A 21915-nucleotide genomic window follows, 5' to 3' on the forward strand; every position below is an offset into this window, starting at 1 on the left:
TCAATCGCAGGAGTTAGAGCGGTTTTGTAGGACAATCCGACCAAAATTCCCTTTTTTCCGGTATTTTTGTAGGACGCGTCTCAAGATGCCTGTGGCAAGCTCCGATCTATGCAGGTATGCCAGGCGTGAGTGAAGTCGCGCAGGCGACCTTGGGGGTTGAAAATCTGTCGCCAGATGCGCGCCAGTGCCAGTAAATCGTCGGCAGCTGGCAGCGGCGTGGCCTGTTCTTCGACGAGCATCCAGGCAATGGCGGTGGAGTAGCGCAGGTTGACGGTGAGCTCCAGGTGCGGCCCGCCAAGGAAGGCGTGCTGGCTGGCCAGGCCGCGGACCAGACTGGCCAGGTCGGGATCACGGGCCAGGTAGTCGTCCCAGAGTGCCTGATGGCGGTGTTCGCCAATGCGGTAAAGGCCGTGCCCACGTCGGTCGTGCAACGCTGACCCGAGTGCCGATTGGCTGGCGGCGATGCCCAGCAACAAGGCCTCGGCGCTGGCGCAGTGACGGTTCAGGTAGACCAGGGTGGGTCGGATCACATACTGACACAATTCATTCGCCGCGATACCCATGATGCCCTCGAGCAGATAAGGGCCGGACGGGCGCTGGAGCTTGGCAGCTGGTGAATGATCAGGCCCGCCGGAAGCGGCAAGGACCGCTCGAGTTGAAGTGTAGTGTGATAATCGTGGTGTAAAGGGCTGTTTTTAAATCGTTTGCTGCCTGACATACCGGGCTATATGCCCTCAGGCAATTACGCCGGGTACGTTCAGGCAGACTGGCGATGGGGTGATTCAGCGCTTGAATACTGCAGTATTCGCGGCTCACGCGGTAAGCGATTGGCGAGTACGGGCGATGACCGCCTGCAGCGGCTCGCTACGGCTGTACTGTTCAGGGTACAGGCGCTCGGTGTGGCAAGCGACGCCGTGTTCGTCTACCAGGGTGAAGCTGAAGCTGCCCTTGCGAGGGGCAACGATAAGGCACTTCAACGGCGAGAAGGCCTGGGAGAGGGTGCCAATGGCAGCCTGAATTTGATGATGGGTATGCATATTGTTGGAGGTTCCTGCTTTAAACACGGGGATTATGATCCGTGCATGATAGAAACGTTCCAGTGACGCCTTTATTAAGGGACGAACGAACCTGACTGGAACAGGGCAGCCAGAGGGAGCGCAATCAAAGGTGGGCGCTTGGGCTGACTGGTAGGTACTTCGGAAGGCAGGCAGCACGCCGGGGCCAAGGTTCTAGGCCGTCGGGGTGGAATCCTGATCAATCTGTCACGTGATTCGTGCTTGAGCAGCCTGAGGCTGGCGAGGGAATCATCGATTAGGCCGGTCCTGCTTTCAGCAGCGCCACTCTTGGGAGGAGGGGTTGCAAGGACGCTTGCGGCCAGAATTGACTTTCAGCTTGGTACTAACAAGGCGCACCTTACTGGAAATGCAGGCGCTTGGCAAGCACTACGTTCGTTCGGGTTAGCCGCGCAGTATGGCGTGTATTGGCATTGCTGTGAAGAGGGGGCAAATGGACCGTATCCAGGTTGATGTGCCCATTTCGTGCACTCGGATGGCGGTTTATGGTGCACTTGTTCACATTCGGGGCAACGGTTGTAACAGCCCGGCAACACGCATCGACAGCCTCGCCAATGCCTTGACTGCGCGGTTAAGTCAATGAAAAAAAACACTATTTTTAGCTGGTGAAAAAATCGTCAGTTTGACGCAAAGCCCCAATCCACGGGGCTTTGCGCGGTGTGTGAGAGGGTTGTCCACCGAGTTATCCACAGGAACTGTGGATTGTCCCGAGCGCTTGCTCTAGGACGGGCGTGCTAGCAAAGCAGTGAACTGTCCGACAATCGACATGCCTCGACAGACCGATTGGTCATCCCCTCGAAAACGTCAAGAAAAGATCATTTAAATTTTTTTCAATTCTCCAGAAATCGACAGGCCGCGGCGGAAAAAAAAGAGTAGAGTGGCGCGCCTTTCGAGTTGCCAAACCTGTTACTCATGAAGTTCCGTAGCAAACACCTCGCCAGCCCTGCGCCATCGACGCCTCCCCCCAAACGCTTTTCACTGAAAGTTGCCTTGTGGTTGCTCGACAGCCCGCGCCTGGGTGACAAGCCCCAGGTCAAGCACTTGGCTGGGCGCCTGTTGAAACAGCCGGCGCGCCAAGGCGTTGTGGTCGCACAAAGCCGCCTGGGGCAGATGCTGTGCCGTGATTGCGGCAATGCCCGTGACCGGCGGATTGGCCATGAACTGCTGCGTCAGGCCGCCCGCGCCGGTGATCGGCGGGCGCAACTGGAATATGCACGGTTGTGCCAGCACACGGAGCCTGAGCAGGCACGGTACTGGCTGGAGCTGGCGGCGGGGCAGGGGTCGCAGGAAGCGCGGCGGTTGCTGCGCCAGTGGTTCTCGGGCTGAGCACTCGGGCTGCAACAGGCAACACGCCCGCCGGGCTGATAAGCTGCGCATCAATCATCCAGGATCGTTCGGGGTAAGCATGACAGTGGATCTGGCCAGCATTCTGCTGGGCTTGGTGGCAGGCGCGTTACCCTGCCTGGGGTGGGTCATGCAGGTGCAGCGCCGCCAGGGCGCGCGACAAGGTGAGCAGGCGTTGCTTGAAGAACGCCTCAATGCCGCCCAGCTGGCCCAGGCTGGCCTGCAAGCGCAGTTGGAGGCCAGCCGCGATGAAGTCAGCGACCTCAGCGAAGCCAACACCGTCAAACAGACTCAGTTGGCCGCCCAGGGCCGTGAGCTGGAACTGCTGCAAGTCGACCGCGACAATGCCCGCGATGCCGCCCACGCCTGGAGCCTGGAGCGCGCCAGCCGGGAGGCTGAACTGCGCCGCCTGGAGGCCCAGACCGCACGCCTGGAGGCCGAGCTGCGCGAGCAGCAGGAAAGCCATCAGCAACGCCTCGAAGACCTGCAGGAAGCTCGCGATACCCTGCGCGCCCAGTTCGCCGACATGGCCACCAAGATCTTCGACGAGCGTGAGCAGCGCTTCGCCCAGACCAGCCAGCAGCATCTGGGCCAGTTGCTCGACCCGCTCAAGGAGCGTATTCATGCCTTCGAAAAGCGCGTGGAAGAAAGCTACCAGCAAGAGGCCCGCGAACGCTTTTCGCTAGGCAAGGAGCTGGAGCGCCTGCAGCAGCTCAACCTGCGCTTGTCGGACGAGGCCACCAACCTTACTCAGGCCTTGAAGGGCCAGAAAACCCAAGGCAACTGGGGTGAGCTGATTCTTGAGCGGGTGCTGGAGCACGCAGGCCTGGAAAAGGGCCGCGAGTACCAGACCCAGGTCAGCCTGAAAAGTGCCGACGGCGAGCGTTTCCAGCCCGATGTGCTGATCATGCTGCCCGGCGACAAGCAGGTGGTGGTGGACGCCAAAGTCAGCCTCACGGCGTACCAGCAGTTCGTCGCCGGCAACGACGAGGCCGCGCTCAAGCAGCACGTGCAGTCATTGCGCAGCCACGTCAAAGGCCTGTCGAGCAAGGATTACAATCGCCTCGAAGGCCTGCACAGCCTGGATTTCGTGCTGCTGTTCGTGCCTATCGAGGCGGCCTTCTCGGCAGCCTTGCAGGCTGAGCCCAACCTGTTCCAGGAAGCCTTCGACCGGCAGATCGTGATTGTCAGCCCCACCACCTTGCTGGCGACCCTGCGGGTGATCGACAGCCTGTGGAAACAGGAGCGTCAAGGCCAGAACGCCCGCGAAATTGCCGAGCGCGCCGGTTGGCTGTACGACAAGTTCGTGCTGTTCATCCAGGACCTGGACGAGCTGGGCAGCCGCCTGCAGCAGGTGGACAAGGCCTATGCCGCAGCCCGCAACAAATTGTGCGAAGGGCGCGGCAATCTGGTCAGCCGCAGCGAACAGCTGAAACTGCTGGGCGCCCGTGCCAGCAAGAGCCTGCCGGCAGACTTGCTGGAACGGGCGCTGTCCGACGAGGTGCCCGATGCAGCGGTTACTGAACCAGGCTCAGATGGCGGTTGAGCATGGCGCGCAGAGCCGCCGGCTTGACCGGCTTGGCCAGGTAGTCCAGGCCAGATGCATGCACCATGGCGATGGTTTCCTTGCTGCCGTCGGCACTGATCACCACCCCTGGCACCGGTTCACCCAGGCGCGCGCGTAGCCAGCCCATCAGCCCGATGCCGGTCTCGCCGTCATCCAGGTGGTAGTCCACCAATGCCAGGTGCGGGCGCATGCCCTTGGCCAGCAGGGCCTCACATTCGGCCTGGTTACGCGCGGTCCATACCTGGCAACCCCATCGGCTGAGCAGGCTGTTCATGCCGATCAGGATGCTGTCTTCGTTGTCCACGCACAGCACCTGCAGCCCGGCCAGCGGTTGGCCACCCTGTTCCACCGGGGCGCTCGGCGCCGGTGCGGGCTGGCGGGCAATCGGCACGCAGACCCGGAACACCGTGCCTTTGCCCGGCCATGAGCGTACTTCCAGCGGGTGCCCCAGCACCCGGCACAAGCCGTCGGCAATTGCCAGGCCCAGGCCCAGGCCTTTTTCGGCGCGGGTCTGGTGGCTGTCCAGGCGTTTGAACTCCTGGAAGATCACCTGCAGCTTGTCGTCGGCAATGCCCGGCCCCCGGTCCCACACTTCCAGCCACAGGCGTTCGCCCTGGCGGCGAGCACCCAGCAGGATCGGGCTCTTGCCATAACGCAGGGCATTGGTGAGGAAGTTCTGCAGTACCCGCCGCAGCAGCTTCATGTCGCTGTCCACCCGCAAGCGGCTGCCACGCAAGCGGAACTCCAGGCCTTTCTCGGCCGCCAGTACCTTGAATTCTGCCCCCAGGGTGTCGAACAGTTCGTTGAGGGCAAAGGGCTTGGCGTCCGGAGTGATCTTGCCGTTTTCCAGGCGCGAGATGTCCAGCAGGTCGCTGATCAGCTCTTCGGCCGAGCGCAGCGAGCTGTCCATGTGCTGCACCAATTGCTGGGCCTCTTCGTTCATGCCCTCGGCCTGCTGCGACAAGGCGGCGGAGAACAGCCGGGCGGCGTTCAGCGGCTGCATCAAGTCATGGCTGACCGCAGCCAGGAAGCGGGTCTTGGACTGGCTCACTGCTTCGGCATGGCTCTTGGCTTCCGACAGTGCCTGATTGAGCTGCGACAGCTCTTGGGTGCGCTCTGCCACCCGTTGTTCCAGGCCTTCGTTGGCGTCGCGCAGGGCCTGCTCGGCCTCGCGGAACGGGGTGATGTCGGTGAAGCTCATGACGAAGCCGCCGCCTGGCATCGGGTTGCCGATCAGCTCGATCACCCGGCCATTGGGGAACAGCCGTTCGGAGGAGTGCGCACGGCCCTGGCGCATCCAGTGCAGGCGCCGCGCCACATGCACCTGCGCTTCGCCCGGGCCGCACAGACCGCGCTCGGCGTTGTAGCGGATGATGTCGGCAATGGGCCGGCCCACGCTGATCAGGCCGTCGGGGTAGTTGAACAGCTCCAGGTAGCGCCGGTTCCAGGCCACCAGGTGCAGGTTCTGGTCGACCACGCTGATGCCCTGGTTGATGTTCTCGATGGCGCCTTGCAGCAGGGCGCGGTTGAACTGCAGCACTTCGCTGGCTTCGTCGGCGATGCGCACCACATCTTCCAGCTGCATGTCGCGGCCTTCGATGGCGGCCTTGACCACGGCTCGGGTCGACGAGGTGCCCAGTACCCCGGCCAGCAGGCGTTCAGTGTGCTCGATCCAGTCGCCGTCGGCGTTCTGGTTGGGGTTGAAGCCCTTGCCCTGGCGGTAGGCGAAGCGGATGAAACTCTGACGTGCACGCTCTTCACCCACAAAGCGCGAGGCGAGGGTCAGCAGGTCGTCGATCTGTACCGCCAGCAGCGGCTTGCTGCTGGGCCGCGCGGTTTGCTGGCCAATGAAGCGGCCGGCCTGCCAGTGCTCGGACACCCGCGTGCGCGAAAGCACCGAGACCCAGGCAAACAGGGTGAAGTTGCCCGCCAGTGACAACACCACGCCCTGGGTCAGCGGGCTGATAGGCAGGCCCAGCGGGTTGCCGTGCAGCCACGCCAGCCCCGGGAACAGTTGCAGTGACCAGCCAAGGCTGTGCGCGGTGATCGGCAGCACCAGGGTGTAGAACCACAGGAAGATACCCGCGGCAAGGCCGGCGAACACGCCGCGCCGGTTGGCCTGCTTCCAGTACAGCGCGCCAAGCATGGCCGGGGTTAGCTGGGTCACGGCGGCGAAGGCGATCTGGCCGATGGTCGCAAGGCTCGCGGTGGACCCCAGCAAGCGGTAGCTGACGTAGGCCAGCAACAGGATCACCACGATGGTTACCCGGCGCACCGAGAGCATCCAGTGGCGGAACGCCTCGAACGGCCGCTCGGCGTTGTTGCGGCGCAGCAGCCAGGGCAGCAGCATGTCGTTGGACACCATGGTCGACAGCGCCACGGCTTCGACGATGACCATGCCGGTGGCCGCCGAAGCGCCGCCAATGAACGCCAACAGGGCCAGGCTCGGGTGTGCCTCGGCCAGTGGCAGGCTGATGACGAACGAGTCGGAAATCACCGTGCCCGGCAGCAGCATCTGCCCGGCCAGGGCAATCGGCACCACGAACAGCGCGGCCAGTGCCAGGTACATCGGGAACACCCAGCGCGCCAGGCGCATGTCCTGGGGTTCGATGTTCTCTACCACGGTGACATGGAACTGCCGCGGCAGGCAGATGATCGCCATCATCGCCACGGCGGTTTGCACCACCATTGAGGGCCAGTTGATGGTCTCCTGCCAATAGTCCTGCAAGTGGATCGACTGGCGAGCCTGGCTGAACAGGTCGTCGAAGCCGTCATACAGGTTGAAGACGATAAAGATGCCCACCGCGAGGAAGGCCAGTAGCTTGATCAGCGATTCGAAGGCAATTGCCAGCACCATGCCGCGGTGGTGTTCGGTCACATCCAGGCTGCGTGTACCGAACACAATGGCGAACAGCGCCAGCACCAGCGACACCACCAGTGCGGTGTCCTGCACGCGGGTGCCGGTGGCATCGGCGTTGGCGCCGATCAGCAGGTTCACGCCCAGCACGATGCCTTTGAGCTGCAAGGCGATGTACGGCAGCACACCGACCAGGCAAATCAGCGCCACCACGACCGCCAGCGTCTGCGACTTGCCGTAGCGGGCGGCGATGAAGTCGGCGATCGAGGTGATGTTCTGCTGCTTGCTGATCAGCACCATCTTTTGCAGCACCCAGGGCGCGAAGATCAGCAGCAGCACCGGGCCCAGGTAAATCGGCAGGAACGCCCAGAGCTGTTCGGCGGCCTGGCCGACCGCACCGAAGAAGGTCCAGCTGGTGCAATACACGGCCAGCGACAGGCTGTACACCCAGGCACGCAGTTTCGGCGGCAACGGCGTGCTGCGGCGGTCGCCATAGAAGGCGATGGCGAACATGACGGCCATATAGGCCAGGGCGACCACGGCGATCAGCCCGCTGGACAACGACATGAAGACTCCGAAGCAAAAAAGATAACGCGGTCCCGATCAATCAGTCTGGCACGCAGGTGCCGCTTCGTCAGCGCAGACGATGGTTGTAGGCGTGAGCTTGCTCGCGATTGACCTGAAACAACACATCAATCTTTTCGGGTACCCAACCCGTAAAACACCCCCGCCAGTATCACCGACAATACCAACAGGTAGAAGATCGCCCCCGGCCACAGGTGTACCAGGGCGAACCCCACCATCACCGGCCCCAGTGCCGCCCCCAGGTTGGACAGGTTCTGTGCGCCGTAATACACCCCGCGCAAGTGCTCCGGCGCAATCAGGTCGATGAACATGTACTCGGCGGGGATCACGATGATTTCGCCCAGGGTGAACACCAGCATCGCCAGGCACCAGGCCAGCACCGAACCTGCCGATGCAAAGCCCAGCAGCCCGGCGATGAACAGGGCCATGCCGGCCAGCAACCAGGGCATCAGACGCTGGCGGCTGATACGCCGGCCAATCAGGTACTGCAGGGCAATCACCGTTATTGCGTTGGTGGTCACCAGATAGCCGACCAGGCGCGCCGCCTCGGTCGGGCTGCTGGTGACGACCAGGTACTGCGAGAGGTAGGCCGTGAACTGGCCAAACACCACCGCACTCAACACCCCGCCCAACGTGAAACACACCAGCCGGCGGTCACGCGCCAGCCCCAGCGCCACTTGGCCGAAACCGGCCGCAGGCTTGTCGGCACTTGCCAGCAGGCTGCGGTCGCCCAGGCACCAATAGGCCAGGCACATGGCCAGGCCAAGCAGGGCAGAGGCGATGAATGGCATGTGGTCGTTCAGTTCCAGCATGGCCACACCCAGTAAAGGGCCGGCGGCGTAACCAACGTTGCTCAGGGTGTACTTGATGGCGAACACCTCGGCCCGTTGCTCTACCGGCAGCAGGGCGCAGAAGCCGGCCTTGGCGGCGATGTCGACCACCGCAAGGGCCAGGTTGATCAGAACCAGGCACAGGAAAAACAACAGCGCCGAACGGCTGGCGACCGCACCGACGAAGGCCAGGGCGAACGACAGGGTGCTCGCGCTGACCAGGGTGTGGTTGCGCAAGGTGTCGACCAAGTGGCCGCCATACAGGCTCAGCAGCGAGGCGATGATCAGCGCGCCACCGATCAGCAAGCCGATCTGGCTGATCGGCAGCTGGAAGTTGTCGGCCAGGTACACCACCAGGTAGGGCAGGGTGAGGGCACGGGCGACGGTGAGGGTGAAGGTGGTCAACAGCAACAGGCGTACGGTGTGCGGGTAGCGTTTGATGGCGGCGAGCATTGCCACGTCCTTGTTGTCCTGGTTTCCCGGCCACAAGCATAAGCCAGGCACTGTGTCTGGCGACAGGCGGAGGATTGACAGCCCGCCACCCGCGGGGAATACTCTCGGAAAATTCATATATATGTTTAGATAACAAGACGAGAGCGAGACCCATGCACCCATTGACCGGTGATGCTCGACTGCCCCGCTACCAACAATTGCGCGACCACATGGTCGAGCAGATTGCCAATAACCGCTGGCGCCCGGGCGAGGCGATCCCGACCGAAGCGGCCCTGGCCACCGAATTCGAGATGTCGGTCGGCACCGTGCGCAAGGCCGTCGATGTGCTGGTCGCCGAAGGCGTGCTGGAACGTCAGCAGGGACGCGGCACCTTCATCCGCCGCCCGCAGTTCCAGTCTTCGCTGTTCCGCTTCTTCCGTTTCGAGGCTGCCAATGGCGAGCGTGTGGTGCCAGAAAGCCGCATCCTGTCCATCGAGCCGCTCGCAGCGCCATCGGCGGTGGCCGAGGCCTTGGGCCTGGCGGTGGGCGCCGAAGTGATCCGTATCATTCGTACCCGTCTGCTGGGTGCCCAGCCCGTCCTGGCCGAAGAAATCTGGCTGCCGCGCCAGACCTTCCAGCCATTGCTGGACGTGGAGCTGAACAGCAAGGGGCCGCTGCTGTACCCGATCTATGAAGCACTGTGCGGCCAGGTGGTCGCCTACGCCGAAGAGACCCTGACCGCCGAAGCGGTCGACGCAGTGCATGGCCGCTTGCTGCAACTGCCGGCCGACAGCCCGGTGGTGGTGATCGAGCGTCTGGCCCGTGACTACGCCGGCAAGCCCCTGGAATGGCGCCGCTCGCGCGGCCATGCGCAGCACTTCCGCTACCGCATCGATATCCGCTAAGCCGGCCGCTTCACCCGTTTTACCTGTCTGCGCCGCGTTGCCACGGCGCAGTGGCTTCGCCTGCCCGTAACACACACACGACCAAGAAGGATAACAATCATGTTCAGCTGGTATCGCCAGATCACCTCACGGGAACGCAAGACGTTCTGGGCCTGCTTCGGCGGTTGGTCGCTCGATGCGCTGGAAGTGCAGATGTTCGGCCTGGCCATCCCCGCGCTGATCGCTGCCTTCTCCCTGACCAAGGGCGATGCCGGCCTGATCAGCGGCCTGACCCTGGTGACCTCGGCGATCGGCGGCTGGCTGGGTGGCACCTTGTCCGACCGCTACGGCCGCGTGCGTACCTTGCAATGGATGATTCTCTGGTTCTCCTTCTTCACCTTCCTTTCGGCGTTCGTCACCGGCTTCTACCCGCTGCTGTTCGTCAAGGCCATGCAAGGCTTCGGCATTGGCGGTGAATGGGCGGCTGGCGCGGTGCTGATGGCCGAAACCATCAACCCGAAATACCGTGGCAAGGTCATGGGCACGGTGCAAAGCGCCTGGGCCGTGGGTTGGGGCCTGGCGGTGGCGCTGTTCACGCTGATCTATTCGCTGGTGCCGCAGGAATTCGCCTGGCGGGTGATGTTCTTCGTCGGCCTTTTGCCAGCGCTGCTGATCATCTGGGTACGCCGCAACGTGCCAGAGCCGGACAGCTTCCAGCGCCTGCAAAAAGAAAAGGCCATCCCCGCCAGCTTCCTGCAATCGATGGCTGGCATCTTCCGCCCGGAACTGCTGCGCGTGACCCTGCTCGGCGGTTTGCTCGGCCTGGGTGCCCACGGTGGCTACCACGCAGTCATGACCTGGCTGCCGACCTTCCTCAAGACCGAACGCAACCTCTCGGTGCTGAACTCGGGCGGCTATCTGGCGGTGATCATCCTGGCGTTCTGGTGCGGTTGCGTGGTCAGCGGCCTGTTGATCGACCGCATCGGTCGGCGCAAGAACATTCTGCTGTTCGCCCTGTGCTGTGTGCTGACCGTACAGGCTTATGTGTTCTTCCCGCTGACCAACACGCAAATGCTGTTCCTCGGCTTCCCCTTGGGCTTTTTCGCCGCCGGCATCCCGGCCAGCCTGGGCGCGTTCTTCAACGAACTGTACCCGGCCGATGTGCGCGGTGCCGGGGTGGGCTTCTGCTACAACTTCGGCCGTGTGTTATCAGCGGTGTTTCCGTTCCTGGTCGGCCACATGAGTGAGTCGATGTCGCTGGGCAGTGCCATCGGCATCGACGCCGGCATTGCCTATGGCGTGGCGGTGATCGCCGCCCTCTGCCTGCCGGAAACCCGTGGTCGCAACCTTGAATCTGCACCTGCGCCGGAAATGGCTGGCGCTGCCATCAAGTAACTTCACCTTGTTTGTATGAGAACCATGCCCGACGCTCCTGCTTTGCACCTGACCGCCATCGACACTCACGCCCACGTATTCAGCCGCGGGCTGAACCTGGCCAGCGAGCGGCGTTACGCGCCCAGCTACGATGCGCCGCTGGGCGACTACCTGGGCCAACTGCTGGCCCATGGTTTCAGCCATGGCGTGCTGGTTCAGCCCAGTTTCCTGGGCACCGACAACCGCTACCTGCTCAGCGCTCTGCAAACGGTGCCGGGGCAGTTGCGCGGGGTGGTGATGCTGGAGCAGGACGTCGAGCGTGAGAGGCTGGATGAGATGGCCCGGCTAGGCGTGAAGGGCGTGCGGCTGAACCTCATGGGCCAGGCGTTGCCCGACCTCACCGGTGCCCAGTGGCGGCCCTTGCTTGAACGCATTGGCGAGCAGGGCTGGCACCTGGAGCTGCATCGCCACGTGGCGGACATTCCGGCACTGGTGCGGGCGCTTGAGCCTTATGGGCTGGACATCGTGGTCGATCATTTCGGCCGGCCTGATGCCCGCCGTGGCCTGGGCCAACCGGGTTTTGCCGAGTTACTGACCCTGGGTGGGCGGGGCAAGGTATGGGTGAAGGTATCGGGTATTTATCGGTTGGAAGGCTCGCCGGAACAGAACCTCGCCTTCGCCCGGCAGGCGCTGTGTGCGCTGGAAGCGCATTACGGCGCCGAGCGGCTGATGTGGGGCAGTGACTGGCCACATACCCAGCATGAGTCGGCGGTGGGTTTCAGTACGGCTTTGGAACAGTTTGAGTCCTTGGGGTGTTCGGCGGAGTTGCGTCGGGCGCTGTTGGTGGATACAGCGCGAGCGTTGTTCGGCTTCGAATGATGGGCTGTTTCTGAGGCGACCTGGTCATTGTGGGCGTGAAGGTGCTTGCCAGTGCACGCAATTCCCATGCAGATTTGTGGCCTGACGCGCCCGGCGCGCCTCCAATTGAAAAGCCCTCAGGACCAAGGACGATGAGTCACTCCTCGCAATTCACCTTGCTCGGCAAGCGGCGCTTCCTGCCGTTTTTCATCACTCAGTCACTGGGTGCATTCAACGACAACCTGTTCAAGCAGTCGCTGATCCTGGCGATCCTGTTCAAGCTCAGCCTGGGCGACGGTGACCGTTCGATCTGGGTCAACCTGTGCGCCTTGCTGTTCATCCTGCCGTTCTTCCTGTTCTCGGCACTGGGTGGGCAGTTTGGTGAAAAATTCGCCAAGGACGCGTTGATCCGTGCGATCAAGCTGGCCGAGATCGTGATCATGGCGATCGGTGCGCTGGGCTTTATCACCAACCACCTGACGCTGATGCTGGTGGCCCTGTTTGGCATGGGCACTCACTCGGCGCTGTTCGGCCCGGTGAAGTACTCGATTCTGCCGCAGGCCCTGCGCGAAGAAGAGTTGGTCGGCGGCAACGGGCTGGTGGAAACCGGCACCTTTCTGGCCATTCTCGCCGGCACTATCGGCGCCGGGGTGATGATGTCGGCCGACAGCTACGCCACGGTGGTGGCGGGTGGCGTGGTCGGCACCGCAGTGCTCGGTTACCTGGCCAGCCGCTGGATCCCGCGGGCCGCTGCCGCTTCGCCGAGCATGCCGCTGGACTGGAACATCTTCAAGCAGTCGTGGGCGATCCTGCGCATGGGCCTGGGCCAGCCGCCGGCCGTGTCGCGCTCGATCGTCGGCAACTCGTGGTTCTGGTTCGTCGGGGCCATCTACCTTACGCAGATTCCGGCCTACGCCAAGGACTGGCTGCACGGTGACGGCACGGTGGTCACCCTGGTGCTGACACTGTTCTCGGTGGGCATTGCCCTGGGCTCGCTGCTGTGTGAGCGGCTGAGCGGGCGCAAAGTGGAAATCGGCCTGGTGCCGTTCGGCTCGTTCGGCCTGACCCTGTTCGGCCTGCTGTGGTGGTGGCATTCCGGCGATGTGCCTGCTGCAGCGGTCCCGCACGACTGGCTGACGCTGCTGGGCATGGGGCAGGCCTGGTGGATCCTGCTGTCGATCGTTGGCCTGGGCGTGTTCGGCGGCTTCTACATCGTGCCGCTGTATGCCTTGATCCAGGCCCGCACGGCCGAGGACCAGCGCGCGCGGGTGATCGCGGCCAACAACATCCTCAATGCATTGTTCATGGTGGTGTCGGCGGTGCTCACCATCATCCTGCTGGGGCTGGCGGGCTTCACCATCCCGCAGCTGTTCCTGGTGGTGTCGCTGCTCAACATCGCGGTCAACGCCTATATCTTCAGGATCGTGCCCGAGTTCACCATGCGTTTCCTGATCTGGCTGCTCAGCCATTCGATGTACCGCGTGCAGCATCGCGACCTGGAGCGCATCCCCGATGAAGGTGCGGCGCTGCTGGTGTGCAACCACGTGTCGTTCGTCGATGCGCTGCTGCTGGGCGGGGCGATCCGCCGGCCGATCCGCTTTGTCATGTACTACAAGATCTACAACCTGCCGGTGCTCAACTTCGTGTTCCGCACCGCTGGCGCCATCCCGATCGCCGGACGTAACGAAGACCTGGCCACCTATGAGCGGGCCTTCGCGCGCATTGCCGAGTACCTGGCCGACGGCGAGCTGGTGTGCATCTTCCCGGAAGGCAAGCTGACCGGCGATGGTGAGATCGATGTGTTCAAGGGCGGCGTGAACCGCATTTTGGAAGAAACGCCGGTGCCGGTGATTCCGCTGGCCTTGCAGGGGCTGTGGGGCAGCTTCTTCAGCCGCGACCCGGCCAAGGGCTTTTTCAAGCGCCTCTGGTCGCGGGTGACCATCGTGGCCGGCGCCGCCATCCCGGTGGAGGCAGCGCGGCCAGAAACCTTGCGCGAGCAGGTCAGCCGCTTGCGCGGCAACCTGCGTTAGGGGGGGAGGGTTAGCTGGCGCTGACTTTGAGGCCGACCAGGCCGCAGACGATCAGCGCCACGCTGACCAGCCGTACCAGGGCCATGGATTCGCCGAACAGGATGATGCCGGCGATCACCGTGCCGACGGCACCCACGCCGGTCCAGATGGCATAGGCGGTGCCAAGCGGCAGCTCTTTCATGGCCAGGCCCAGCAGGCCCAGGCTGATGACCATGGCGCCAACAGTAAGCACGGTGGGAATCGGCTTGCTGAAGCCGTCGGTGTATTTCAGGCCGACGGCCCAGCCGACCTCGAACAGGCCGGCGAAGAACAGGATGATCCAGGACATAGGTGTGTCTCCATCGTTTGCATGATGGGGCCGTCCCCGGAATGGTCACGCGGTGCGTCGTGAGGTCGTCCTCACCGTGACGCCATGGTGCCCAACCGTTCCCCGCCAGGCAAGTTCCAGTTAAGCGTAAGCGCTAGCCGATCAGAATCGGTACACGCCCACTTTATGGATATGCACAACAAAGTGGCTACCGGCACCTTTGGCGGCCTTGCACTGGCTGTTGTTCGCTGTCCACACCCGACCACCCTTGGTTGACACTGTTATAGCCGCTTCAGGTGTAGAGCGCGGTACCAGAACTTCCCCGTCCTGCCTACGGATTCGCCAAGGGCGGCTCGATCCGGAGTAAAGTCCCAACCGGCCATCATCGTTCAGACTCAGGACGCGATCAGACTTGCTCCCGCCGTTGGTAAACTCTTTGATGATATAGATGTCGCCATCATCCTCTTGATAGCAACCGAACCATAATGTCACCGGCAGCACCTGCGCATCCATGATGCGTAACCAGCCACTGTCGTCGATGCGTATGGGGCGTCTTTTTCCATCCTCTTCCAGGTAAATATCGCCAGTGAAAGTTTTCGAGGTGTCTAGCCTGGAGTCATCCATTGTCATCTCTATCATTCAGTCATGTGATTTAAACGGCAGGCAACGGCGCCCGCCACCGCACACCGAACGTATCTACATGGCAGAACGATACGCAGACAGAAGCTTTTCCTGGAATGCTCAAGTTGTCGGAAGGTCAGGCAACCTCCGTATGCCGAAAGGCCGGTGCGGGCAGAAACATGTCATTCAGGCCAGCACCGGCATTTCAAGACACATCAGACGCCTTGCGGAATCTCCTCCCCACCCAGCGCCTCGAACAGCACCGGCAGGAACTCGGCAAAGGTCATCATCATCAGCTGGAAGCTGGCATCGAACTGCTGCGCTGCCTCATCACCACCATCCTGCTCGGCCTGCTCCTGCAGCAGCTCTTCGAACTTCAGGCGCTTGATCACCATCTTGTCGTCCAGGATGAACGACAGCTTGTCCTGCCAGGCCAAGGCCAGCTGGGTCACCACTTTGCCGGTGCTCAGGTGCAGCTGGATTTCCTCGCCGGTCAGGTCCTGGCGTTTGCAGCGCACGATACCGCCGTCTTCGGCGGTGTCGCGCAGTTCGCACTCGTCCAGCACATAGAAGCCTTCGGCGGCCTGCTGCGACTTGACCCAGTCGGTCATGGTGGCAACCGGTGCAATTTTTACGGTGGCCGGGCGTACCGGCAGCGAGCCCATCACTTCACGCAGGGTCGACAGCAGGTCTTCGGCACGTTTGGCGCTGGCCGAGTTCACCAGGATCACGCCCTGGCGCGGGGCGATGGCAGCGAAGATCATCGAACGGCGGATGAACGCGCGCGGCAGGAAGGCCTGGATGATCTCGTCCTTGATCTGGTCGCGCTCCTTTTTATAGACCTTGCGCATCTGCTCGGTCTCGATCTCTTCGACCTTTTCCTTGACCGCGTCGTTGACCACGCTGCTCGGCAGGATGCGTTCTTCCTTGCGCGCGGCAATCAGCAGGTACTCGCCGCTGACATGCACCAGGGGAGCGTCTTCGCCTTTGCCGAACGGCGCGACGAAACCATAGGTGGTCAGCTCCTGGCTGGCGCAGGGGCGGGCCGGCTTGCTGGCCAGGGCGGCTTCCAGCGCTTCAGGCTCGAACGGGACTTCCTGGGTCAGGCGGTAGGTCAGCAGGTTCTTGAACCACATGAGGGGCAACTCTCCTTAATGCATAAGGCGGGCATTATTCTCCGTGTGGTGATCTGAGGCCAGCCCTGTCACAGGGCCAGCAGCCGCTTCTGCCTCAAAGAAACACCCGGCAACGCTAGGTCTTTGAAAGGCATGAAGTTTTTTTTGAAGAAAGTTTAAAAAGTGCTTGCCAGGGTGCAGGGCCGTCCGTAGAATGCGCGCCACACCGAGACGAAGGGTGATTAGCTCAGCCGGGAGAGCATCTGCCTTACAAGCAGAGGGTCGGCGGTTCGATCCCGTCATCACCCACCACTCGATGTATAGCGCAGCGGTAGTTCAGTCGGTTAGAATACCGGCCTGTCACGCCGGGGGTCGCGGGTTCGAGTCCCGTCCGCTGCGCCATATTCCACTTCCAGGGCCCACTGAACACCCGGAAGTAACAGAGAAAGCGACCTTAAGGTCGCTTTTTTTGTGCCTGGAATTTGATGTTTGATCAAAGTTTAAAAAAACTGCGATAAGTGCTTGCCAGAGCTGCAAGTCGCCCGTAGAATGCGCGCCACACCGAGAGACATGGGTGATTAGCTCAGCCGGGAGAGCATCTGCCTTACAAGCAGAGGGTCGGCGGTTCGATCCCGTCATCACCCACCACTCGATGTATAGCGCAGCGGTAGTTCAGTCGGTTAGAATACCGGCCTGTCACGCCGGGGGTCGCGGGTTCGAGTCCCGTCCGCTGCGCCATATTCCACTTCCAGGGCCCACTGAACACCCGGAAGTAACAAAGAAAGCGACCTTAGGGTCGCTTTTTTTGTGTCTGAATTTCAGGTGTCAGTGTTCTTCCTCCCGCAGCGTCAGCACCTCAAACCCTTCTTCAGTCACCGCTACCGTATGCTCCCACTGCGCTGACAGGCTGTGGTCACGCGTAATTACCGTCCAGCCATCCTTCAGCGCCCGGGTGCCACGTCCACCCTGATTGATCATCGGCTCGATGGTAAACACCATTCCCGGCTTGAGCTTCATGCCCATGCCACGCTGGCCGATGTGCAGCACTTCCGGCGCTTCATGCATCTGCTGGCCAATACCATGCCCGCAATATTCGCGCACCACGCTGTAGCCCGCTGCCTCGGCATGGGCCTGGATGGCATGGCCGATATCGCCCAGCGTGGCCCCGGGGCGCACCTGTTCGATGCCTTTCCACAGCGCATCGTAGGTAGTGTCGACCAGGCGCCGGGCTTCATCGCTGATTTTCCCCATGCAGTACATCTTCGACGAGTCGGCGATGTAGCCGCCTTGCTCCAGGGTGATGTCGACGTTGACGATCGAGCCTTCCTTCAACACTTCATCGACCTTGGGTATGCCGTGGCACACCACGTGGTCCACCGAGGTATTCAGCGAATAGGGGAAGCCGTACTGGCCCTTGCTCGCAGGCCGGGCCTTGAGTGTGTCGACGATGAACGCCTCGGCGCGGTCGTTGATTTGCATCGTCGTGATGCCGGGGCGGATGAAGCTGTCGAGTTCGGCGAACACCTGGGCCAGCAATTGGCCGGCGCGGCGCATCAGGTCGAGTTGGGCGGGGGTCTTGAGGATCACTTGGGACATGGGGGGGAGGGCGGTTGCTCATGCTGGAATGTGCCCCAGCATAGCGCCAGGGGACCCCGGGTTGCCACCGTGTGGTGCGAAACCTGTGGCGGCTTCTTCGCGGTCACGCCCGCTCCCACAGGTGCGGCACCGCCCTCAGGCTTTGCGATATCCCTGTGGGGCGGGCGTGCCCGCGAAAGGGCCGGTACATCTGGCCCATTAATTGCTGACTTACTCCTCATCCAGGGCCATCAACGTCGACAGCCCACAAAACCTCACGACAAAGGCGCCGTGTTGCCCCTCGCTTGCATCAGCAAGCCGGGGCAGCCGGCGCCTTTTTGCGTTCCCTACAGGAGCCCGCCCATGGCCAACACCGCAGTACGCAGCGTTTGCCCCTATTGTGGCGTCGGCTGCGGCATCGTCATGAGCGTTGCCGACGGCAAGGTCAGCAAGGTCAGCGGCGACAAGCAACACCCCGGCAACTTCGGCCGTCTGTGCACCAAGGGTCTCACTGCGCACCTGCCGCTGACCGCCGCCGGGCGCATGGAAGACGCCTATGTACGGCAGCAGCGAAACCAGCAGCCGGCGCGCACCGGTATCGATCAGGCCATCGCCGAAACAGCCGCACGCCTGCGTGGCATCGTCGACCAGCACGGCCCCGATGCCGTCGCGCTGTATGTGTCCGGGCAGATGTCGCTGGAAGCCCAGTACCTGGCCAACAAACTGGCCAAGGGCTTTATCCGCACCCGCCACATCGAGTCCAACTCGCGCTTGTGCATGGCCAGCGCCGGCAGTGGCTACAAGCTGTCGCTTGGCGCCGATGGCCCACCCGGCAGTTACCAGGATTTCGAGCACGCCGACGTATTCCTGGTGATTGGCGCCAACATGGCCGACTGCCACCCGATCCTGTTCCTGCGTTTGCTCGACCGGATCAAGGCCGGTGCGAAGCTGATTGTGGTCGACCCACGGCGCAGCGCCACCGCCGACAAGGCCGACCTGTTCCTGCAGGTACGCCCCGGCAGCGATATGGCCTTGCTCAACGGCCTGTTGCATCTGCTACACCGTAACGGCCACACCAACCCTGGCTTCATCGCCCGCTTCACCGAAGGTTGGGACGAACTGCCAGCCTTCCTCGATGACTACAGCCCTGAGCGGGTGGCCGCCATCACCGGGTTGGCCGAGGCCGACATCATCAAGGCCGCCGAATGGATCGGCGGTGCCAGCAACTGGATGAGCTGCTGGACCATGGGCCTGAACCAGAGCATCCACGGCACCTGGCACACCAATGCGATCTGCAACCTGCACCTGGCCACCGGCGCCATCTGCCGCCCCGGCAGCGGGCCGTTCTCGCTGACCGGTCAGCCCAACGCCATGGGCGGCCGTGAGATGGGCTACATGGGGCCCGGCTTGCCTGGCCAGCGCTCGGCGCTGGTGGAAGCCGACCGTGCCTTTGTCGAACAGCAATGGCAACTGGCACCTGGCAGCCTGCGCCGCGAAGGCGGCGAGGGCACGGTGGCGCTGTTCGAACAGATGAAAGCCGGTGAAGTGAAGGCTTGCTGGATCATCTGCAGCAACCCCGTGGCCAGTGTCGCCAACCGCCAGCAAGTGATCGACGGCCTGCATCAGGCCGAGCTGGTGATTACTCAGGACGCTTTCCTCGACACCGAAACCAATCGCTACGCCGACATTCTGCTACCGGCCGCGCTGTGGGCCGAAGGCGAGGGTGTGATGATCAACAGCGAGCGCAACCTTACCCTGATGCCGCGCGCCGTCGAGCCGCCAGGGCAGAGCCTGCCGGACTGGCAGATCATTGCCCGTGTGGCTTGCGCCATGGGTTATGCCGACGCCTTCGATTACGCCGATGCCGAAGCGGTGTACGAGGAAATCCGTCGCTTCCATAACCCTGCCACCGGGTACGATCTGCGCGGCATCGGTTATGCCGAACTGCGTGGGCAACCTCGCCAGTGGCCTTGCGCGCCTGGCCGTGACAGCGACCGCAGCCCGTTGCGCTACCTGAATGACGGCAGCAGCCAGGTGCTGCTGCACGATGCCCAGGGCCAGCGCCCGGCGTTGGCCTTCCCGACCGCCAGTGGCAAAGCCCGTTTCTTCGCCCGGCCTTGGTTGCCGGCACCGGAGTTGCCGAATGACGACTACCCCATGGTGCTGAATACCGGCCGTGTGCAGCACCAGTGGCACACCCTGACCAAGACCGGCAAGGTGCCGGCATTGAACAAGCTGGAGCCCGGCCCTTTCGTCGAAATTCACCCCGAAGATGCCGCCAGGCTGGGCGTTACCGAGAAAGACCAGGTGGCCATTCGTTCGCGCCGTGGCCAGGCCGTGCTACCCGCACGCATCAGCGACCGGGTCATGCCAGGCAACTGCTTCGCACCGTTCCACTGGAACGATGTGGTCGGTGAGCAACTGGCAATCAATGCCGTCACCTGCGATGCGGTTGACCCGCTGTCGCTGCAACCCGCGTTCAAACACTGCGCCGTGGCCCTGGAGCGGGTCGCAGGCGAACGCATCGATACCCTTGAACTGAACACTGCCATTGCGGAGTCAGCCCGAATGCCAACTGCCACCCTGTCTCGTCTGCTTGGCCTGGACACCCTGCCAGCCCCGGTGTTGGCAGAAGAAGAGCGCCATTACCTGCAAGGCTTTCTGCTGGGCCTGGACCAAAGCCGTGCCGAAGGCGTACCCAGCCTGCCGGCCAATGCACCGCTGGCCGCCAGCCGTCGGCTGTTCGTCGACGGCTTGCTGGCCGGTCTGTTTGCCCAGCCTGCGGCATTGCCCGCTGCGGCGTTGCCGGCGCCACGGCATCAAGTGCTGTGGGCCTCGCAGACCGGTAACGGCGAACTGTTGGCCGAGCGCTGTGCCCAACGCTTGCGCGGTGCCGGTCTGGAGGTGCAGCTCAGTTGCATGGAAGCCGTTAGCCCGCGCCAGCTACAAGGCGCCGCCAGCGTGCTGCTGATCGCCAGCACCTTTGGCGATGGCGACGCGCCAGACAGCGCCAGGGCATTCTGGCAGGCATTGCAGGGCGAAGAGGGCACCCTCTGCGCCGAGCTCCCCTATGCCGTGCTGGCCTTGGGTGACTCAAGTTACGACCAGTTCTGCGGTTTTGGCCGCAAACTCGACCAGCGCCTGGCTGAGCTGGGTGGGCGGCGCTTGTTGCAGCGGGTGGACTGCGAGCCCGACTTTGACGAAGCGTTCTGCGGCTGGCTCGAAGCGCTGCTGCCCTCGCTGGGCACTGCTGCCACACCACAACCGGTCAATGAGCCTGCGCCGGTCACGATCTATGGCAAGCAGCAACCCTGGGCCGCCGCCTTGGTGGAAAACCGCCTGCTCAATGGGCCCGGTGCAAGCAAGGAAACCCGGCAACTGGTGTTCGACCTGAGCGGCAGCGGCTTCAGCTATGCAGCTGGTGATGCCCTGGGCGTATGGCCGCGCAATTGCCCGACGCTGGTCGATGAACTGCTGGCGCTGACGCAGCTCGATGGCAAGGCCATGGTCGAGTTGAAAGGCCAGCCTGCCATGCCACTGGCCGAAGCCCTGCAAGCGCATCTGGAGATTGCCAAGGTGACCCCGCAACAACTGCAGGCCTTTGCCGGCAGTGCCCCGGACCTGCAGCGCCTGTTACAGCCCGAGTGCAAAGCCGAGCTGCAGGACTGGCTGTGGGGCCGACAGCTGGTCGATGTGCTGCGTGCTTTCCCTCAAAAACTGCCGCTGGCCAGTTGGCTCGACCTGCTCAAACCGTTGCAGCCACGGCTTTACTCGATCAGCTCCAGCCCATTGGCGCATCCGGATCAGGTGCACCTGACCGTTTCCACCGTGCGCTATGGCGAGCGTAAAGGCGTGTGTTCCAGCTTTCTGGCCGACCGTGCCCAGGCGCTGAAAGTGGCCATCTTCCCACAGGTGTCGAAGCACTTCCGGCTACCCGAGGATGACAGCGTGCCGGTGATCATGGTTGGCCCTGGGACTGGCATTGCACCGTTTCGTGCGTTTCTGGAGGAGCGAGAAGCGCGGGGCGCGAAAGGGGGCAACTGGCTGTTCTTTGGTGAGCAGTATGCGGCGACCGATTTCTATTATCAGGAGCAGTTGCAGGCTTGGCAGGCAAGCGGTCATCTGCGGCTGGATACCGCGTTTTCCCGTGACCAGGCCAAGAAAATCTATGTGCAGCAGCGCATGCTCGAACAGGGCGCGCAGCTGTGGCAATGGCTGGAGGCGGGGGCGTACTTCTACGTGTGTGGTGATGCCCAGCGCATGGCCAAGGATGTAGATGCGGCGTTGCGTGAAATCATTGCCGAGCATGGTGGCGTGGATGCGGATACCTACATGGAGGCCTTGAGCAAGGCCAAGCGGTATCGGCGGGATGTTTACTGAAGTGCTCCAGGATGGGGAGCGTTGCACCTTGAATGTGCATTGCCTGTGGCGGCCTCTTCGCGGGTAAACCCACCCCACAGGTA

General features: G+C 62.7%; 15 protein-coding genes and 4 tRNA genes. 11 read left to right on the plus strand and 8 right to left on the minus strand.

The annotated features are described in order from the left end of the window. Window positions 1-80: 80 nt before the first annotated feature. Together FHW75_RS11175 and FHW75_RS11180 are read right to left on the minus strand one after the other, a co-directional pair. Window positions 81-563 (minus strand): hypothetical protein, encoded by a 483-nt coding sequence (locus FHW75_RS11175; protein WP_019097078.1) that lies wholly within the window; start codon window positions 561-563, stop codon window positions 81-83. 249 nt (window positions 564-812) lie between these two features. Beyond that, window positions 813-1037, minus strand: coding sequence for a hypothetical protein (locus tag FHW75_RS11180; RefSeq protein ID WP_016715487.1), 225 nt, complete (start codon window positions 1035-1037; stop codon window positions 813-815). A gap of 948 nt (window positions 1038-1985) precedes the next feature. On the opposite strand from FHW75_RS11180, the gene FHW75_RS11185 reads away from it, so the two are divergent. Both FHW75_RS11185 and rmuC read left to right on the plus strand, forming a co-directional pair. Further along, window positions 1986-2399, plus strand: a complete 414-nt coding sequence (locus FHW75_RS11185) for a tetratricopeptide repeat protein (protein WP_033693674.1) — start codon at window positions 1986-1988, stop codon at window positions 2397-2399. Between the two features lie 193 nt (window positions 2400-2592). Then, window positions 2593-3963, plus strand: coding sequence for a DNA recombination protein RmuC (rmuC, locus tag FHW75_RS11190; protein WP_161751474.1), 1371 nt, complete (start codon window positions 2593-2595; stop codon window positions 3961-3963). Here rmuC and FHW75_RS11195 read toward each other — a convergent pair. Together FHW75_RS11195 and FHW75_RS11200 are read right to left on the minus strand one after the other, a co-directional pair. Next, window positions 3935-7408 carry a hybrid sensor histidine kinase/response regulator gene (locus tag FHW75_RS11195; protein WP_019097080.1) on the minus strand — a complete coding sequence of 1158 codons (3474 nt, stop codon included), beginning with the start codon at window positions 7406-7408 and terminating at the stop codon, window positions 3935-3937. The two genes, rmuC and FHW75_RS11195, sit on opposite strands and share 29 nt — an antisense overlap. Window positions 7409-7533: 125 nt before the next feature. Continuing rightward, on the minus strand, window positions 7534-8709 hold the full coding sequence (locus FHW75_RS11200; RefSeq protein WP_019097081.1) for an MFS transporter: 1176 nt from the start codon (window positions 8707-8709) through the stop codon (window positions 7534-7536). Window positions 8710-8861: 152 nt separating this feature from the next. Between FHW75_RS11200 and FHW75_RS11205 the strand changes: the two genes are divergently transcribed. The 4 genes from FHW75_RS11205 (at window position 8862) to FHW75_RS11220 (ending at window position 13834) form a co-directional block, all read left to right on the plus strand. Further along, complete coding sequence (locus tag FHW75_RS11205; RefSeq protein WP_019097082.1) at window positions 8862-9593, plus strand: GntR family transcriptional regulator; 732 nt, start codon at window positions 8862-8864, stop codon at window positions 9591-9593. A 99-nt stretch (window positions 9594-9692) separates the two neighbouring features. After that, window positions 9693-10967, plus strand: a complete 1275-nt coding sequence (locus FHW75_RS11210) for an MFS transporter (RefSeq protein ID WP_019097083.1) — start codon at window positions 9693-9695, stop codon at window positions 10965-10967. 24 nt (window positions 10968-10991) lie between these two features. After that, window positions 10992-11825 (plus strand): amidohydrolase, encoded by an 834-nt coding sequence (locus FHW75_RS11215; RefSeq protein ID WP_019097084.1) that lies wholly within the window; start codon window positions 10992-10994, stop codon window positions 11823-11825. Between the two features lie 131 nt (window positions 11826-11956). Further along, complete coding sequence (locus FHW75_RS11220; RefSeq protein WP_019097085.1) at window positions 11957-13834, plus strand: 1-acyl-sn-glycerol-3-phosphate acyltransferase; 1878 nt, start codon at window positions 11957-11959, stop codon at window positions 13832-13834. Window positions 13835-13844: 10 nt separating this feature from the next. Here the strand turns inward: FHW75_RS11220 and sugE are convergent, their stop codons facing one another. From sugE to rdgC, 3 genes are all read right to left on the minus strand, one after another. Next, window positions 13845-14162 carry a quaternary ammonium compound efflux SMR transporter SugE gene (gene sugE / locus FHW75_RS11225; protein ID WP_012270979.1) on the minus strand — a complete coding sequence of 106 codons (318 nt, stop codon included), beginning with the start codon at window positions 14160-14162 and terminating at the stop codon, window positions 13845-13847. A 141-nt stretch (window positions 14163-14303) separates the two neighbouring features. After that, on the minus strand, window positions 14304-14765 hold the full coding sequence (locus FHW75_RS11230; protein ID WP_019097087.1) for a hypothetical protein: 462 nt from the start codon (window positions 14763-14765) through the stop codon (window positions 14304-14306). Between the two features lie 212 nt (window positions 14766-14977). Then, complete coding sequence (gene rdgC, locus FHW75_RS11235; RefSeq protein WP_016715497.1) at window positions 14978-15898, minus strand: recombination-associated protein RdgC; 921 nt, start codon at window positions 15896-15898, stop codon at window positions 14978-14980. Between the two features lie 215 nt (window positions 15899-16113). On the opposite strand from rdgC, the gene FHW75_RS11240 reads away from it, so the two are divergent. The 4 genes from FHW75_RS11240 to FHW75_RS11255 all read left to right on the plus strand — a co-directional run bounded on the left by FHW75_RS11240 (window position 16114) and on the right by FHW75_RS11255 (window position 16615). Then, window positions 16114-16189 (plus strand) — tRNA-Val (locus FHW75_RS11240). Between the two features lie 13 nt (window positions 16190-16202). After that, window positions 16203-16279 (plus strand) — tRNA-Asp (locus tag FHW75_RS11245). 170 nt (window positions 16280-16449) lie between these two features. Beyond that, window positions 16450-16525: transfer RNA gene (locus tag FHW75_RS11250), tRNA-Val, on the plus strand. 13 nt (window positions 16526-16538) lie between these two features. After that, window positions 16539-16615, plus strand: a tRNA-Asp gene (locus FHW75_RS11255). Window positions 16616-16702: 87 nt separating this feature from the next. Here the strand turns inward: FHW75_RS11255 and map are convergent. Further along, complete coding sequence (map, locus tag FHW75_RS11260) at window positions 16703-17473, minus strand: type I methionyl aminopeptidase (protein WP_183673650.1); 771 nt, start codon at window positions 17471-17473, stop codon at window positions 16703-16705. A 342-nt stretch (window positions 17474-17815) separates the two neighbouring features. Here map and FHW75_RS11265 point away from each other — a divergent pair, with 342 nt between their 5' ends. Beyond that, the gene (locus FHW75_RS11265; RefSeq protein WP_019097089.1) at window positions 17816-21832 is read left to right on the plus strand and encodes a bifunctional nitrate reductase/sulfite reductase flavoprotein subunit alpha; all 4017 of its coding nucleotides are present in this window, start codon (window positions 17816-17818) and stop codon (window positions 21830-21832) included. The last annotated feature ends 83 nt before the right edge of the window (window positions 21833-21915 follow it).

The organism is Pseudomonas sp. OG7 (assembly GCF_014192825.1).
GTDB lineage: Bacteria > Pseudomonadota > Gammaproteobacteria > Pseudomonadales > Pseudomonadaceae > Aquipseudomonas > Aquipseudomonas monteilii.